Origin of the sequence: Herpetosiphon geysericola (assembly GCF_001306135.1) — a bacterium.
GTDB lineage: Bacteria > Chloroflexota > Chloroflexia > Chloroflexales > Herpetosiphonaceae > Herpetosiphon > Herpetosiphon geysericola.
The window spans coordinates 111,020-126,819 of the sequence record NZ_LGKP01000032.1; the positions used below are offsets into that span (position 1 = coordinate 111,020).

The 15,800-nt window shown below is 48.3% G+C and carries 12 protein-coding genes; 6 read left to right on the forward strand and 6 right to left on the reverse strand.

Annotation, left to right across the window (positions count from 1 at the left end):
• The first annotated feature begins 196 nt into the window (after window positions 1–196).
• Genes SE18_RS28195 through SE18_RS20300 form a run of 4 tightly spaced genes read left to right on the forward strand, consistent with a single transcriptional unit; the run spans window position 197 to window position 2,628 of the window.
• A complete protein-coding gene (locus tag SE18_RS28195; protein ID WP_269083561.1) occupies window positions 197–322 on the forward strand; it encodes a hypothetical protein in 126 nt (41 codons plus the stop codon).
• Window positions 323–349: 27 nt separating this feature from the next.
• Window positions 350–550 (forward strand): hypothetical protein, encoded by a 201-nt coding sequence (locus SE18_RS20290; RefSeq protein WP_054536298.1) that lies wholly within the window; start codon window positions 350–352, stop codon window positions 548–550.
• A 60-nt stretch (window positions 551–610) separates the two neighbouring features.
• Window positions 611–1,744, forward strand: coding sequence for a hypothetical protein (locus SE18_RS20295; RefSeq protein WP_054536299.1), 1,134 nt, complete (start codon window positions 611–613; stop codon window positions 1,742–1,744).
• Window positions 1,745–1,800: 56 nt separating this feature from the next.
• The gene (locus SE18_RS20300) at window positions 1,801–2,628 is read left to right on the forward strand and encodes a TolB family protein (protein WP_160319531.1); all 828 of its coding nucleotides are present in this window, start codon (window positions 1,801–1,803) and stop codon (window positions 2,626–2,628) included.
• Window positions 2,629–2,822: 194 nt separating this feature from the next.
• Here the strand turns inward: SE18_RS20300 and SE18_RS20305 are convergent, their stop codons facing one another.
• The 3 genes from SE18_RS20305 to SE18_RS20315 all read right to left on the reverse strand — a co-directional run bounded on the left by SE18_RS20305 (window position 2,823) and on the right by SE18_RS20315 (window position 5,979).
• The gene (locus SE18_RS20305; RefSeq protein WP_054536301.1) at window positions 2,823–3,176 is read right to left on the reverse strand and encodes a carboxypeptidase regulatory-like domain-containing protein; all 354 of its coding nucleotides are present in this window, start codon (window positions 3,174–3,176) and stop codon (window positions 2,823–2,825) included.
• Between the two features lie 177 nt (window positions 3,177–3,353).
• On the reverse strand, window positions 3,354–4,193 hold the full coding sequence (locus tag SE18_RS20310) for a DNA/RNA non-specific endonuclease (RefSeq protein WP_054536302.1): 840 nt from the start codon (window positions 4,191–4,193) through the stop codon (window positions 3,354–3,356).
• Window positions 4,194–4,380: 187 nt separating this feature from the next.
• Window positions 4,381–5,979: a M4 family metallopeptidase gene (locus tag SE18_RS20315; RefSeq protein ID WP_054536303.1), complete on the reverse strand. Its 1,599-nt coding sequence runs from the start codon at window positions 5,977–5,979 to the stop codon at window positions 4,381–4,383.
• 504 nt (window positions 5,980–6,483) lie between these two features.
• On the opposite strand from SE18_RS20315, the gene SE18_RS20320 reads away from it, so the two are divergent.
• Window positions 6,484–7,962 (forward strand): ComEC/Rec2 family competence protein, encoded by a 1,479-nt coding sequence (locus tag SE18_RS20320; protein ID WP_083470049.1) that lies wholly within the window; start codon window positions 6,484–6,486, stop codon window positions 7,960–7,962.
• A 447-nt stretch (window positions 7,963–8,409) separates the two neighbouring features.
• Window positions 8,410–10,086, forward strand: coding sequence for a hypothetical protein (locus SE18_RS20330; RefSeq protein WP_054536306.1), 1,677 nt, complete (start codon window positions 8,410–8,412; stop codon window positions 10,084–10,086).
• Between the two features lie 197 nt (window positions 10,087–10,283).
• Here SE18_RS20330 and SE18_RS20335 read toward each other — a convergent pair whose 3' ends face one another.
• The 3 genes from SE18_RS20335 to SE18_RS20345 form a co-directional block, all read right to left on the reverse strand.
• A complete protein-coding gene (locus SE18_RS20335; protein WP_054536307.1) occupies window positions 10,284–12,593 on the reverse strand; it encodes a cellulose biosynthesis cyclic di-GMP-binding regulatory protein BcsB in 2,310 nt (769 codons plus the stop codon).
• A gap of 68 nt (window positions 12,594–12,661) precedes the next feature.
• On the reverse strand, window positions 12,662–14,548 hold the full coding sequence (asnB, locus tag SE18_RS20340; RefSeq protein WP_054536308.1) for an asparagine synthase (glutamine-hydrolyzing): 1,887 nt from the start codon (window positions 14,546–14,548) through the stop codon (window positions 12,662–12,664).
• Window positions 14,549–14,585: 37 nt separating this feature from the next.
• Window positions 14,586–15,773: a glycosyltransferase family 2 protein gene (locus SE18_RS20345; RefSeq protein WP_054536309.1), complete on the reverse strand. Its 1,188-nt coding sequence runs from the start codon at window positions 15,771–15,773 to the stop codon at window positions 14,586–14,588.
• Window positions 15,774–15,800: the final 27 nt, after the last annotated feature.

The following is a 15,800-nucleotide window of genomic DNA, read 5'->3' on the forward strand; positions in this document are numbered from 1 at the left end:
AAAGAAGTGCTAGGTAAATAGAGGTATGGATAATGGGTTTTATCGCTATTTGATCATCAATATTCACCCATGAAGGTGAAGCATTTTAATAGTATTTTGACTATACTTTAGCCTGAAGGATGAGTGATCGTATTTGCTCACAATGCTGCCAGAGAGAGCCATCCACAGATCAATAGCATCATTGATTGGAGAAGGTATGCATGCTCCTTTTATCCAGGTTGAGTACAATCAACTTTTAGCGCTTGCCCAACGCTTTAAGCATAACGCTACAATCCTCGCGACGCTACGGCAGCAACTTCAAACCATGGTCGATCAATTATAGCCCCATTGGAGCGGCGCCGCTGCAACCATGTTTTTTCATGAATTTGAAACAGTTGTTAAGCCAGCAATTGGCCGTTGTCATGAAGTCTTCTTGGTTGCCGAGCATGTTACGCTTCAGATTCGCACGCTCATGCGGACTGCCGAAGAAGAAGCGGCAGCCCTGTTTAATGATAGTTTTGGCAATCTTCAAGCTCAGAATCCAGCTGGATCAGTAACCGTAGCTGTATGACCACCGAAAAAAGGGCCTACACCGCTGCCTGGTGGGCCAGTCTTTGATGCTAGCGGTAGGTTGATTCGGTTTGATTTAACCCTTGCCGAATTTGAGCTGCTGACTGCTGAGGAGCGAATTCGCTGGGTCGAGGCGCTAGAGGCTCATGCTAAAACCCCAAATTGGTTTCATAATATCCAAGATATTATTGCCTTTTTTGATGAATCGCATGATATGCGCAATATGCGGCATGGTTTTTGGGCATCAGTTGCCGATGCAGGGGTGCTCGAAGCAATTCAAAATGGCTATCGGCTTCATATCACAAAAGGGGCTGTGCCTGCTGGCTTTAATGACTGTGATGGGGCGGCTGTGGCTTGGCAGAACTTCTTCGATGGCAAGGCTGCACGTAAAAGTGATCCTGAACTATTGCCACTCTGGGCAATGGCCGAGCAACGCGGGGGTAATTATGGCTCGCGGGTTGCCAATGGTTGGGCAGGAGTTCCACCTGCTGGCACCGATGAAGGCGATCTGATTCCGCAATTTGTGGCCTATGGTAATTGGTATCGCTTTATTGCCCGCATGGAGAATGGCGACAACGATTTTGTTAATCGTTATACCAAGGTGGTTGGTGCTACGGTTGGCTCTAAAGTTGCGGCGAATCCAGCCACTGGCTATTTTACCCAACAGCTTGATTCTTTTGTGGACATCTTTGCTCCTGGTTATTTTCCGATCAAAGAAAGTATCGATTTAGGGTTAATCATACTTGGTGGTGAAGCGGGGGCCGTTGTTGCCGATTATGCTGTGCCTGATGACGCAGGTAGTTGGTTTTTCGACCCGCGTACTACTGTTGGGACTGATACCTATACAGACTCGCGCTTTACTCCCTTTCGTAAGCCAGAATTGGCCATTACCCAGCCCACGATCATTCATGACACGATTCAAATGACGCACAGTCCAACCTACTACATGGGCAAAGTTCTCGATATGGGGATGATTCCTTCACTGCCAGGGGTTCATGTTGATCCTTCAGGAGTATTAACCATGGATAATGGGACGATTATTCAGCCCAATGGTGACGCTCAGCTCAGAGATGGAACAATTATTGGCACTGATGGATTTGTGACCAAGGCGGATGGTTCGCGGATTCGGCTCGATGGAACGAAGTTTAATCCTGATGGCTCGTATACCCTCAGTGATGGAAGTATTGCCAAATGAAACAGCGCTTTGTGTTGTTCTTGATTATCATAGGATTAATAGAGGGATGTGCTACCGTGAAACCAAGTACTACCATTTTGCCTGCTATACCGCAGCCGTTAACGATTCCTCCGGTGCAATCTGGCAAATATAACAACTTAGTTTGGCTTGACCAAGGGTTGCTGGCCCAAAAGCAAACACTTATCCCGCCGCTTCTTCAAGAATTATGGTGGATTAATGAACAAGGAGAAGCAACCAGCCAACTTGTATTACCGCTCGATCCTGCTTCAACCTATACCGAATACGTCTTTCCCCAGCGCTTGCCGAATAAGCTGCTTGGGGTTCGGCAGCAAATCTCCACGATTCAGGATGGTCAATTTGTTAGTGATGGCTATCAATACGTCCAATTTGATCCGACGACCGATCAATTAACCACGCTGCTGCCCGCCGCATTACCGCGTGAAGTCATGAAAAATAGTGGCGTGGTTTGGTCGCCCACCATGGATCGGGCGTTGATCACCGATGGGGAATATCTCGAATCGCATTTTTATTGGTGGACTGCTGCTGCTGGCTTGCAGCCGTTTGATCTCGGGGTTGTGGTTGCGCAATATTTTGCGTGGTCGCCTGATGGGGCAACGATTGCCTTTTTTGGTAAGCCGAGTGTGGGCAGTGGCACGGTGCCTGGCGCGCTGACCAAACCCGCCAACTTGTATCTGATGGATGCTGATGGCGGCAATCGGCGCATGATTCTGGCTGATGCCTATGGGGTTGCTGGCTTACAATGGTCGCCGAATGGGCGCTGGTTGGTGATTGTGGCGCGCTTCAATGGTAGCCGCGATATTGTGTGGTTGGTCGATTCGCAGAGTGGCGACCGCATGCAACTAACACCCGAGGGGCGCTATTAATGGCCGGTTTGGTCGCCCGATGGCAGCGAGCTAGCAGTGATTTGGTATGATCCTGCGGATACGGGCGTAGACGGCAACGATTATGTGATTCGCTTGGCCGTGCCGCCGATTGCCCGCTAAGAGATAAATCCAGCTTGCAGTTTTATAGCAAGTGTTTATCTAAACAACCCATGGTCAAGATTTAATCAATATTACTAGCGACAGTTAATTATAGATACTTCATAGGGTATATAGCCATCTGCGCTTATTTTAATCTCATTGGTAAGTCTCAGGGTTACGGTAAAGTTTCCATGGGCATCAGTAAAAGTTTCATCATGCGAACCATACATTTGATCATGTGAAACATAGACGCGTGCATTCGGGATTGGCTGATTTGTATAGCGATTAACAACGCGACCCTGATGCACATAACGATGGCCCTTCAACTGCGCTGATAATTCGGCTGAGTAATCCAAGGTTACTTTCATGGGAGATGGAATAAAGTTCCACATGCTAAATAGCAGCATAAGGCCAACCGTCCACTGCCGAAAGATTTTGGAACGAATCATGGAAGTGTCTCCCTAGCATGCATAATCAAATGATAGAGAGAGTATAGCTGGCACATACTGGCTGATGTTGCAACATCGTTGCAGGAATGCAGCAGCATTGGTGCAATCAATTCCATTAATAAGCAACACTCTCGCCTACTCAAGGTAGGTGAGAGTGTTTGGGTAAAGAAATCAACTCTACGGGGTGGCAACTTTTTGCTTCAAGCTGGATTGAAGCTCGCTACTTAAATTGGTGAAGAAAGTATAGCCAGTTTTTTCCTCGATGGTGGCAACCGAAACGATATACTCGCGCCAATCTTTATCGCGAATACCATCGCGGTTGGGCATGCGCAGCGCAATCACTTCGGTGTTGGCGTTGATGTCGCTCACTTGGGCAGTGGCATCAAGCACTAGCGCAATCTTCCAAACATACTTGGGCACGCGAATTTTGGGATCGCCAATGCTGCCTTCGGAGCCTTCGGGGCCAGCGATTAAATACAATTGCTTGCCATCACGCACCAAATCACGACAATAATCTTCGAATTCTTTCCATGGGCCTTGGTTGTTGTCGGGCGCTTGAGGCACGATGTTGGTCATATAAAAGACCGAACGATTGATGCTTTCCGAGGCGGTGCGATCAGCTGATGGCAACATATGGCCGCGATCATAGCCGCTGTTGGTGTAATCGCTGGGCTTAACCCGATACCAGCCTTCGGGCAAGTCGGGGTCGGTGGTAAATTGGCTGCGGTCGGTGTTGCCCAAATCAGCAATATCCAAATGCCAACTGACCCAATTGAGAATGTTGAGCTTGCGATTGTAGGCCAAACTATATTCCGGGCGCTGCATCAGATAATTGTTGCTGCTGCTGGTTTCGGGCAAAGCTCCACTGGGGTTGCCCAACGCCATGTGATTAACGTCAGTTTGCGGTTGATTTGAGCTATTGGGCTTGGTTGGCTTGGGGGTGGCCAAAAATTGCTGAGCCTCGCAGCCACTCAGCAGCATCATTAATGTGATAATCGCAATCCAAAAACGGCGCATACAGTTCCTCACAGCAAACAGAATGGTTCCTGCTAGGCAGTGTAGCACAATTGGGCGAGTTGGCGATTATTTGAATTCTAAAGTCTCTGGCTCAATCGTGGAAATTGGCTTGCTACAGCCGCTTTATTGCTAAAAAAACACACGCCCCTGATGGAGCGTGTGCTTGGAAACGAGATTGGATTAGCGCTTATTGAACGCCACAGGCCGTCCATGCTTGGGCGGTTGCGTTGTATTCAGCGCTGCTTGCGCCATACAGGTCGCGGGCGGCGTTGAGAGTCGCGGTGCGCACGGCCTTGAAGTTTGAGCTTGGGGTCAAGTAGACTGTCAAGGCGCGATAGAAGATCGCAGCGGCTTTTGGTCGGCCAATGCCAGTTACTGCTTGGCCTGAGGTGCGGTTGGTGCCACCTTGAGCCAAGAGATAGAAGACTTGATTTTGAATCCCACTGTTGATGTGAACACCGCCGTTATCGCCAGTGCCAGTGTAGCGCTTGCTGTAGTGGTCGGGGTCGCCTTCAGCAGCAGGGTTCGACATATTGCGCAAGGCATCGCCAGCGGTGGCTGGGGTATAGATGTCTTCGCCGATCAGATAATCACCAGTGCCGCTGCTATATTCCACCATCGTGCCGAAAATATCCGAGAACGATTCGTTGGAAGCGCCTGATTCGTTGCTATAGATCAAGCCAGCGGTTTTTTCGGTCAGACCGTGGGTAATTTCGTGGCCTGCAACATCGAGTGAAACCAATGGGCGGAAGGTCGTGCCGTCGCCATCGCCATAGGTCATGCTTGAGCCATTCCAGAATGCGTTGTTGTAGCGATTGCCATAGTGAACGCGACTCAACACGCGGAAGCCATTGCCATCGATGCCACGGCGGCCAAAGCTATTCAGATAATAATCCCAGGTCAGTTGTGCGCCATAGTGAGCATCAACGCCTGCGCTTTGGGTGCTGGCGGTGGTGTTTGTGCCCCAAATGTTATCTGCATCAGTGAAGACGCTACCGCCAGTGGTGCGATTGTTCATGTTGGTGGTGTACATGCCACCGCGTGAGTTATCGCGCAGATTGTAGACCCCACTCACCAAATCGGTGGTGATTGAAACATTGCCGCTGTACAAGCTCTTGCCTGTGCCAGTAGCGTTTACGCCATCCATATCGTTGTAGTACAACTCGGTTTCGCCAGTTTGGGCGTTGATGAAGAACTCGTGGTGGGCGGTTGCAGCAGTGCCATCTTCAATGTGCAAGCTCACTTGGAAGACGATCACTGAATCTTTGCCTTCGCGAGGCAGGATTTTAAGTTCGCTGCTGGTTTCTACGCCACCAGATCGGGTGCTGCTGAAATCATATTTAACTTGGCTTTGAGCAATTTTGATTGCTTCAGCTGAGCTTAATTTAGCAGTTAGATCAATCCCTTCAACCGCGAAGAGTTCGCCACTTTCTTGTGTCACAGTGCCCTTGGTGTCGAGGTGCGTAATCACTTGGCCGCCAAAAACTGGCAAGCCAGCGTAGGTTTGATCAAGGCGCACGTTAGTGCCCAAATCATCTTGATCAACGCCACGCAATTTCAAATTCCCACTGTTGGCACCTTTGGCTGAGAAGTGATTCAAGCTGGTATCGACGGCGGCGGTTACCCAATCTGGGCGTACGCCCTTGGCTTCTGCTTCACGATAGCTGCGGATCAATTGACCGCGAACTTTGCCATAATCTTGAGCGCCAGTACTGGCAACTGAACCAAAAACAGCCCCAACTAAACCGAACAAGGCAGCAAGAGTGATTAAACGTTTGCGAACCATAAAGAATTATAACCTCCGCAATTGTAGGGATTTCGAGAATAACCAGCCCATCAGTTAGCGTTGTAACACAACAACCCTCAAAACTGACGAAAATAGTCATACAGTTGGCGTACCACTAACGAGCGTTATTGGCTACCAAACACGAAATTGCAGAGCCGCGGCAGGTCTGGCGCTGGCTTCTCTGATGCGATCGGGCGAGCGCATGCTAGAAGTCATTGGTCGGCCAAAGCTGGAGCATTATCAATGCTCATGGCGCTTATCGAAGGGCCTGAATCTTGGTTTGCTGGAATAGTACTATTTGCGCACGAGAACAATACCACGCCCTATTTCAATATGCAAGATTGTTGATACGTTGTTTCAACTAATTTTTAACTATTTTTAGGCCATTCCAAAGGGATAAAAACAATTTTACCATTTTTCACCACTATCCAGTGGCAATAGTGACATGGGGGATTTTTAGCAGTTTGCGGCTCTAAAAAACTAGCAATATTTGGAGGTTTGCATATGCGATTTTGCTGTTTTACGCTGGGATGGGCTATAGGGCTGTGGTTAACTGATAGGATTCAACTAGCGTGGTATCTATATTTTATTGCATCAATAGCCATTATTTTAATTTTTGTTTATATCCGCAAATCTTGGCGAATTATGCTGATAGCAATATATGCTGGTACTATGCTAGGGGTAGGCCGTATGTTGCTCAGTCAAAATATGGCCAATTCTGACGATATTCGTCAACAGATTGGTTTGACGACCCGTTTAGAAGGGGTGATTGTTGGTGAACCACAATGGACTCCGCAACAACAACGGATTGTGCTTGAAGTTCAGGCCTATGAAGCCAATCGGCAACGAGTGCCAACTTCGGGACAGATTATGCTAACCCTGCCAGCAGAGCCGCCACGCAGCAATGGCGAACGCTTGCTGGTGAGTGGCACAATCATCACGCCAAGCTCGAGCCCAGACTTCGATTATGCCGCCTATCTGCGCCGCCGCTCGATTTATGCCATGCTTGAGCCTGCGCTGCTTGAACAAGCCTTGCCTGCGGCCAAATCACCGTATCAACGCTTATTGGCGCTAAAAAATCGCACTCAAACAATCATCAACCAAACCCTGCCCCAACCTCAAGCAGCAGTTTTGGTTGGGATGTTGCTTGGGGTCAAAAGCAGCGTGCCTAAACCTGTTTGGGAAACCTTCAATCGCACAGGGCTTTCGCATATTCTGGTAATCTCAGGCTGGAATATTACAATTGTTGTGGCCTCGCTCTTGGGCTTGGGCAAGGCACTCAAGCTCAATCAACGCCATGCCACTGGCTTAGCGCTAGGGGCAATTGTGGTCTATGTGGCTTTTGTTGGGGCGAGTGGCGCGGTGGTGCGGGCTGCCTTGATGGGCGCAATTGTGGCTTTGGCTCAGCCGCTTGGCCGCAAAGCCGATGCTTGGGCAGCCTTGGCGGTAGCGATTTGGCTGATGACCTTGCTTGATCCTCAGGCATTGTGGGATTTAGGCTTTCAACTATCAGCATTGGCGACGGCCAGTTTGTTTGCGTGGGGCAAGCCGATTGAAGCTAAATTGCGTTTGTGGTTGCGTTGGCGCTGGCTCGAATGGATGATCGAGCCTTTGACTGCAACCCTAGCTGCCCAAGTTTGGGCCTTGCCAATTATTTTGTATCACTTTGGCAATCTCTCGTTGATTGCGCCAGCCGCGAATGTGTTGATTGTGCCAGTTGTGCCCTTGATTATGGCCAGCGGCGCGGTGTTGGCCTGTTTGGGCATATGTGGGCGCTGGCTAGCTTTTCTGGCCTTACCGATCACATGGGCTGCCTTAACCTGGGTAGTGCGCGTCGCTGAATGGCTGGCCGATCTGCCTTGGGCCGCCGTGGAAATCCCCAAGTTTAGCAGCATCTGGCTGTTGCTGGCTTATGGCCTGAGCCTTGGTCTATGGCTATACGGAGAGCAGAGAGCAAAGATAAGGATGAAGGATGAGGGATGAGGGATGAAGCCGAGGGATCAGGTATTAGTGGCAAGGGGCAGCGTAAAGACAGAAGCCAAAAGTCAAAAGTCAGAAATCAAAAGCCCATAGCCCTTCGCGGTTCCGATCCTTCGTGTGCCTTCGTGCGCTTCGTGGATCAATACTCAACGCAGCGGCGCAGAGCACCGAAGGATGAAGGATGAATGGCTTTGGGCTATCGAAACATAATCTGAGCCATCTGTGCCAATCTGTGGCAAAAACGCAACCTTCGTGCGCTTCGCGGTTCCCATGCTTTGTGTTCTTAGTGGATTACTAATGTAGAACACTATGGTTTGCGGGTGAAAATCTAGAAAACTGTAAATTTAGAATATAAACTCAGGTTAATAATTTAGCTTGATCTTGAGATTCTATTCTTTCAATATTTGTACTAAAATGAAATACAAGTATTGAAAGTTTCGAGGTGAAAAGATGAATGACCCTATTCTTGACTTAAATATAGAACATATAGGTAGCCTCATTGCAAAAAGAACTTTTATATGGCAAATGAAATTCTTAAAGCCATTAAAAATAGCAGGATTTGCTAAAGATAGATCAGTAAATTTTTGGGATAGTCATATAACTCAATTATGGCAACTAGGCTTATTAAGAGCAGATTTGATAAAATCTAATGAAGAAATAGATTTGAAGGGATTAATTTTAGTAAATAATCAGAAAGGTAACTATATATATGTTGATACCAGAATTCTAGAAAGATCGAATATTAAATGGGTGGAATCTATTGAAAATTTGCCAAAAATTCGATCAAATATCGAAATATTATTTCATCCATTCAGATATTATGTTCTATATCATCTGCAACGGGTTATGAAATTACAAATATCACCTATGCAAATATTACGAGCTAAATCATATCCCGGATTATTAGATAATTCGATATCAATGTTTACTGATTGGTCTAATACAAATGGGTTTTTGGATGTAATCAATCGGTGGAATAATATTTCCTCATTAGCAATAGTTACAGAACCGTTTGCATTTATTAGAATGTTCAGAACCAGATCACACCCGCTAGGTTTTAGTAATACTCAATTGTATAAAGCAATTCAGGATCATTGGGATGAAGCTAAATTGCTTTATCAAAAAATTAGCCTAGAATTATTACAATCGATCCATCAAGAAATATCCGTTACTGTCGAAAATCTTGATTCCAATGTGGAAATTCATAATATTATTCGTTTATCGAAAGATGATACTTTAAGATTAAAAGTTCTTGATAATCTTGGTGGAGCTATGTACATAAGGACTATGGCAGAGATGATTAGAAGAGGAATAGAAGATGTATATGATATTGAATTATTGGAAGAAGATGGTGTTCGATATGGACCAGCTTCGAGAGAAATAAAAATTGAAGAATATGGTGCTGGTCGATTATTTGATCATGATAGGAAGGTTATAAGTGAGTATTTAAAGCAAAAACATCTTGATTATGGGATTCGGATTCGTTGGTATGTCGAAGGTTCAACAGAGTATGGGGCACTTAAAAAAGCTATAAGTATGTACAATATGTCGGATATCGAGATTCGAAATCTCAGAGGAAAATTTGTAGAATCAAAAGATGCATTATCATTCAGAGAATCATTAGAACAAGATATGAGTTCAAGTATATTTAGTTTTATCTCTCTTGACGGTGATAGAAGTGATAATATGCGAGTCGTGCGTAAAGCCGCTGAGACAGAATTATTCTTAGGGTTCTTTTCTGTTTCTGAACCTGACTTTGAATTCAAAAACTTCACGTCCCTTGAACTTGCTGAAGTACTATGGAGTATGGCTCCTGAACTCCATAATAACCTTGATATGAAAAATTTATTATTAGAAATAGTATCTGATTCAACGAATGCAAAGGATTTTTTCGAGAAGGCATTAAGTATTTCTAATCAATTCAGAGTAGGAAAAGGCGAAGCTTGGGGTGAAAAACTTATGGAATACGCAATGGAAAATCAAAAAATTAATGGTGAAACACGACAAATCTTGGAGGCAATTGATACATCTATGACTATAGAACATGATCAATTTATTTATACAAAAGAATTATGCCGAGTTGATCCTCTGTCGGGACTAATAATTGAAAGAAAAGTATCCGATTAGAGTTATACCTACTGATGACTTAATAGTTCTGAATATAAGATAATTATACAAATCTGTGGCAAAAAATCACCCTTCGTGTGCTTCGAGTCCTTCGCAGTTCCCGTTCTTCGTGTCCTTCGTGTGCTTCGTGGATCAATCTAAAAAACTCAGGGGCCGAGGAGCATACGATCCCCGACCCCAACAACCGATCCCTACACTTATATTCGGCGTTGCTTGCGATTGCGCGCTGCTTGAATGATCACGATGACTGAAATAATCACCATCAACACCAATAACCCAGCGATAGCATACAAAATCCATTGGGGTTTTTCAGGTGGTGTAACTTCGCGATAAATTGGATCATCTTGGTTTTCGCCGAGCGCATCGTTGGCAATACCAGCTGTATCGCCAGTGACCGTGGGGTCTTCGACGCTAATTTGTTGGTCGTTGACGATTGCCAAGCTGCCATTCAGGCGGGTGCGCAAGCGCGAGGTCGTCAAGGCATTGCCCGACCATTGCACGCCTTGGTCAGTGCTGCCGAGCACCGCCAAAATGCTGCGTTGCTCGTTCCATGGCGAACGCATAAATTCCAAATAACCAAGGCTCAGTTCTGGTGGAATCCGATAAACTACCCGACTATTGCCAAGGGTTGGGTGCTTGCTGCCTTGGGCAAACGGCGCAGGAATAATTGGCTGCAAAGCAGGATCTTGCAAAATGGCATGGGCTGGCGCTTGACCAACCAATACCAAATCGTGATTAGCCTGCACGCTAGCAACCTGTTCGGGATTGACTGCGCGCAGCTCGACAAAGGCTGGGTCGAGGCTATCGCCTAAGGCTGTTGCCAATTGGCCAGCAACCGTCCAACTAGTTGGATCGTCGCTTGGGACCACGAAGGCTATATTCTTCAAGGTATTGCTGATTGTGAGTGGCTCCAAGAAGGTGGCCAAATTGCGCAATACGATCGAGCGCCCACGGGTGGCGCGAACTGGAATCCCAATCATCGAATCGGCGCGTAGCGTGTACCAAATGCCTGCCAAGTTGGGATCAACACACGGCGTATTGGGAATTAGGTTGGCGCTAATCGTAATTCGGTTGCGGCCAACATTCAGATTGCCACGTGGAATTGGCACCCGGCCAACGCCATTTTGCGAGGTGGTGTCATCGAAGCGAATCGAACCTGCTGGCCGATCGTTGACTCGCACCATCATCGCTGAAACTGAATAATCGAGCAGTGCTGAGTGGGCAAAATGGACTTCGATATAGCCATCGTTGCTCATTTCGTAGCCGCTTGGCATATCAACATTCAGTTCAAAGGTATGCCCGCCAATCCCAAACTCTGAGGCGGTTTCGAAGCCAAGGCTACGGAAGGTACGTTCGACGGTCAAGCCAGTGCTTGGCACATCAGTAATTTGTAAATTTAGGGTTTTGGTCAAAACATCTGGCGAGTTAACATCGGCGACCACTGCAATTGAGGGATCGTTGCTGGCGCGCACGTTGCCAGTGCTAAATGCCTTGGCGGCTTTGATCACGCCCTCGTCGTCGTTGCCGCTGAGCGCCAAAACCACCCGTTGTTGATTCCACGGCGAGGTTGCCATTTGAATAATGCCATCGGCGGCTTGGGCTTCGCTCAGCTTAAAGCCCTCGGCGCCGCTGCCCTCGGCAAAATCAACGGCAGCTAAATTTTCGAAATTGGCTGCTTGGCCAACGAAAATCAAGTGTGATTCACTGCGCAGGGTTGGCGAAAGTACGCTCTCTGCAATCAACGGCACTTGAATTCTGCTTGACGTAATGCTGCCAACTTTGGCGGCAACAATCAAGCCCGCTTCAAGCTCGGCGGCGCTGGCATTGCTGGGCACAACGATGGTAGCAACATCTGGCTCAAGTGGTGAATCTTGGAAGATTGGCCGCGGCAATTGCTTAATATCGGTCGAAAGTGTGCCCAAACTGTGGGGCAACTTGAGCGACGAAGTGGCGCGAATGATCACGCTAGTTTGGCTATCGTTGCCACAGTTGAGGCCTGCATCAAGCAAAATGCCCAAGGTATGCGCGCCATCGACGCGAGTTGAGGTATAGGCAGTTTGCGAAATTGGGATGGTCACTGAGCGTGGGCCTGAACGATCTAAGAAAATTCGTTCGAGCTGTACGTTATTAAATTGCACATCCATTGAGCCAGCGAAAAACTGCACATTTTCATCGCTGCTGACCGAGCTGCCGGAAACGAAGGTTTCGAAATCAAGCGTGATTGCTGCGCCTGGCTCCAATTGCCATGTGCTAGGCAAGCGCACATTGATATAGCGGGCGTTGAACGGCCCTTCCATCGAATCTTCGCGCGCGCCAAGCTGGGCAAAGGTCACACTATCGCTATCGGTAACCACTGGCGTAACCGTTGCTTGGTTAAGCGGGGCTGCCGTCGTTTTGGTAGGAATGGGATTAAGGCTGGTGCGAGCAGCCTGTGAAACCATTGGCAAGCTGGCAAAAAGGCCAAGCGCCACGGAAAAAAGCAGAAAAACGCGCACTAAACGAACCATGCGAACTCCTTGCGAGACAATAGGCCAGCGTAACAACGAGTTACGCTGGCAGTGTTGGTGGCACGTGATTATTTGCCGTAGCGTTCGTACCACATGCTGAACATAAGTAAATTCCAAATTTGGCGACTGTAATCGTGCCGTCCAGCCCAGTGGTCGCTGAGCATTGTTGCAATATATTGGGGGTTGAAAAAGCCTTGTTCGGTCAAGGCTTCAACCGAAAGTTTTTGGTTGACCAATGGCCGTAGGTCGGTTTTGAGCCATTGGGGAATTGGCACGCTAAACCCTGCTTTGCGGCGTTGCAAAATTTCTGCTGGCAGCACTTTGGCAGCCACCCGCTTGAGCAAATATTTGAGCTTCATGCCATTGATTTTGGTGTGGCTAGGCAATTTTGCCATCCATTCGACCAAACGCGTATCGAGCAACGGCACGCGCACTTCGAGCGAATGGGCCATGCTCATCCGATCAACCTTGACCAACATATCATCGGCCAGCTGAACTTTGGAATCAACATACAGCAGGCGATTGAGCACATCGTCGGGTCCGTAGGCATCGTAGTAGCTTTGCAACAGATCAACGGTTGGGCGTTGCTTGGTCAAAATCGATGAGCCTGCATACAGCTGCTCTTTCATCGACTCGCTCATAAAGGCTTTCCATGCGGCATGGGCTGGCAACGGCGCCAACATCCCGCCCTGCACAAAGCGCTTAGCCTTAAAATCGAAGCTCACTTTTCCATCGGATGTAGGCAGCCGATTGACCAAATTTGGCACTAAACCGCTGCCAATTGCTTGCGGCAAGCGCCGATAGAGCGCGGCGATTTTGTCTGCTTGATAGGTGGCATAGCCGCCAAATACTTCGTCGCCACCATCACCACTGAGCGCCACTTTGACATGCTGGCTGGCCAATTCGCTGACCGCATACACCGCCACCGATGATGAATCGGCGAATGGCTCGTCAAAATATTTGACCATGGCATCGACCGTGGCCTGCGCATCAGGATTCATCACAATTTCGTGGTGATCAGTGCGGAAGCGTTCGGCCACAATTCGCGCATACGGCGATTCGTCATAGGATTTTTCTGCAAAGCCCACCGAGAAGGTTTTAACTGGTTGGCTGGTGACTTCGCTCATCAAGGCCACCACCAAGCTTGAATCGACCCCGCCGCTGAGAAACGCGCCCAAGGGCACATCGCTAACCAGTTGATCTTGCACAACGGTGCGCAACAGGTTCAGCAGGTCGGTTTCAACATCGTTGGTAATCTTGAAGTGCGGCGAAACGACCCGTGGAATATCCCAATATTGCTTGATTTCGACAGCGTTGGTTGCTGCTTCGTAGGTCAGCATATGGCCTGGCTGAAGCTTTTTGATCGCTTTGAAAATCGTATTTGGGCCGGGCACATAATTCAACGAAAGATAATCGTGCAAGCCAATTGGGTCGATTTCGCGGCTAATGCCAGTATCGAGCATGGCCTTAATTTCCGAGCCAAAGACCAAGCGATCGCCTAAATTGGCATAATAGACTGGCTTGATCCCAACGTGATCACGGGCAATTACCAAGCGCTGACGGCGCTCATCCCAAATCGCACAGGCAAACATGCCATTGAGATGCTTGGGAAATTCATCGCCAATTTCTTCGTACAAATGCACGATGGTTTCTGTGTCGGAGTGGGTTTCGAATTTATGGCCAGCTTTTTCTAGGCGTGGGCGCAACTCAGGAAAGTTGTACACCTCGCCGTTATAGACGATCCAAATTGAGCCATCTTCATTGGCGATTGGCATTTTGCCGCCAGCAACGTCGATAATCGACAGCCGCACTGAGCCAAGCCCGACTGGGCCGTTGAGATAAAAGCCATTTTGATCTGGCCCGCGATGATGGATGTTTTCGCACAGCGCTTCGAGCAAAGGTCGCTCTGCTGTACGACTGCGATCAAAATAGACAATGCCACAAATACCACACATAGGATCACCTCAGTTTATGCGCAAACACCAGTCGAAGTTAGTTCGTGCGCCGCCCCACTCGCTGCCATAGCGTGGTTTGTCGTCGTCGGACAAAGCGATACAGGCCAATTAAGCCAGCCCAATTGCTATTGACTAGGAAGGTTGGAACGTAAACCACCTTGCCTAGTTTACTATTTGAGTCAACTCGGCCACCAAGCCAAGCCATGGTATAAAACAAAATTTGAAACGCCAGCAACAGCCAATTGAATGGTGCTGCCAGACGGAGTAGTTTATGCGATTTTGCCTTACTTGGCCATAGCACCGCCACAATGTTCATCACCAAAGCCCCGACCATATTCACTGCCACCAAGGTACGCAGGGTTTGATGCGAGAGCAATTGCCACAAGGCGAGCGGACGGCGGAAGGGCCACAAGCTGCGGGCATAGGTAATTGCTTGATAGCGCCCAGCAAAAATCCGCGCGCGGCGCGCAATTTCATCCTGCGCCGATTGCGAAACTCGTTCGTGCGAGCGAGCCTGTGGCGCATAGTGAATCCGAAAGCCACGGGCGATGATCCGCATGCCCATATGGGTGTCGTCGTTGATAATTTCGTCTGGCGGCGATTCGAACAAATCGCTGCGCACGGCCAGCACTTCGCCAGCAACGGCGGTACAGCCAGCCAATTTGCTTTCTTGCTTTTTAACAAACGACTCGTAGCGCCAATATAGCCCTTCGGATTCGCCCAAAGCGCCGTCGCCTTTTTCGATCACCTTTGCGCCCGAAACTGCGCCCACGTCGGCATCGGCAAATGGCGCAACCAGTTCACGAATCACGTTGGCATCGTAGCGATTATTGGCATCGGAAAAGACAATAATGTCGCCGCGCACAAACGGAATTGCCCGATTGATCGCCGCCATTTTGCCGCGCCGTGGGGCTTCGTAGAGCAATTCCACGCCTTGATCGGCGTATTGCTGCACAATTTCTGGCGTGCGGTCGCTCGAGCCATCAGCAATAATCAAAATTTGCAATTGCTCGCGTGGATAATCCAATTCGAGCGAGTTTTCAATTTTGCGGGCAATTTCAGCCTCTTCGTTGTAGGCCGCAATCAGCAAAGTAACTGCTGGCTCGGCATGCGGATACGGCCCGCGTTCACGGCGAAAGCGCGCCAATAAGGTCAAGAGCGCCGGATACCCAGCATAGGTGTAGATGACGCTGCCTGCAAACAGCCAAAATAACGCCGCAATCATTAAATATTCCTTACTATTGATCCACGA

What these genes read in the sequence shown, in the direction of transcription:
- SE18_RS20320 (WP_083470049.1), top strand. Translation starts at nt 6,484, where the DNA reads ATGCGATTTTGCTGTTTTACGCTGGGATGGGCTATAGGGCTGTGGTTA.
- SE18_RS28195 (WP_269083561.1), top strand. Translation starts at nt 197, where the DNA reads ATGCATGCTCCTTTTATCCAGGTTGAGTACAATCAACTTTTAGCGCTT.
- asnB (WP_054536308.1), bottom strand. Translation starts at nt 14,548, where the DNA reads ATGTGTGGTATTTGTGGCATTGTCTATTTTGATCGCAGTCGTACAGCA.
- SE18_RS20345 (WP_054536309.1), bottom strand. Translation starts at nt 15,773, where the DNA reads ATGATTGCGGCGTTATTTTGGCTGTTTGCAGGCAGCGTCATCTACACC.
- SE18_RS20315 (WP_054536303.1), bottom strand. Translation starts at nt 5,979, where the DNA reads ATGGTTCGCAAACGTTTAATCACTCTTGCTGCCTTGTTCGGTTTAGTT.
- SE18_RS20310 (WP_054536302.1), bottom strand. Translation starts at nt 4,193, where the DNA reads ATGCGCCGTTTTTGGATTGCGATTATCACATTAATGATGCTGCTGAGT.
- SE18_RS20335 (WP_054536307.1), bottom strand. Translation starts at nt 12,593, where the DNA reads ATGGTTCGTTTAGTGCGCGTTTTTCTGCTTTTTTCCGTGGCGCTTGGC.
- SE18_RS20290 (WP_054536298.1), top strand. Translation starts at nt 350, where the DNA reads ATGTTTTTTCATGAATTTGAAACAGTTGTTAAGCCAGCAATTGGCCGT.
- SE18_RS20305 (WP_054536301.1), bottom strand. Translation starts at nt 3,176, where the DNA reads ATGATTCGTTCCAAAATCTTTCGGCAGTGGACGGTTGGCCTTATGCTG.
- SE18_RS20330 (WP_054536306.1), top strand. Translation starts at nt 8,410, where the DNA reads ATGAATGACCCTATTCTTGACTTAAATATAGAACATATAGGTAGCCTC.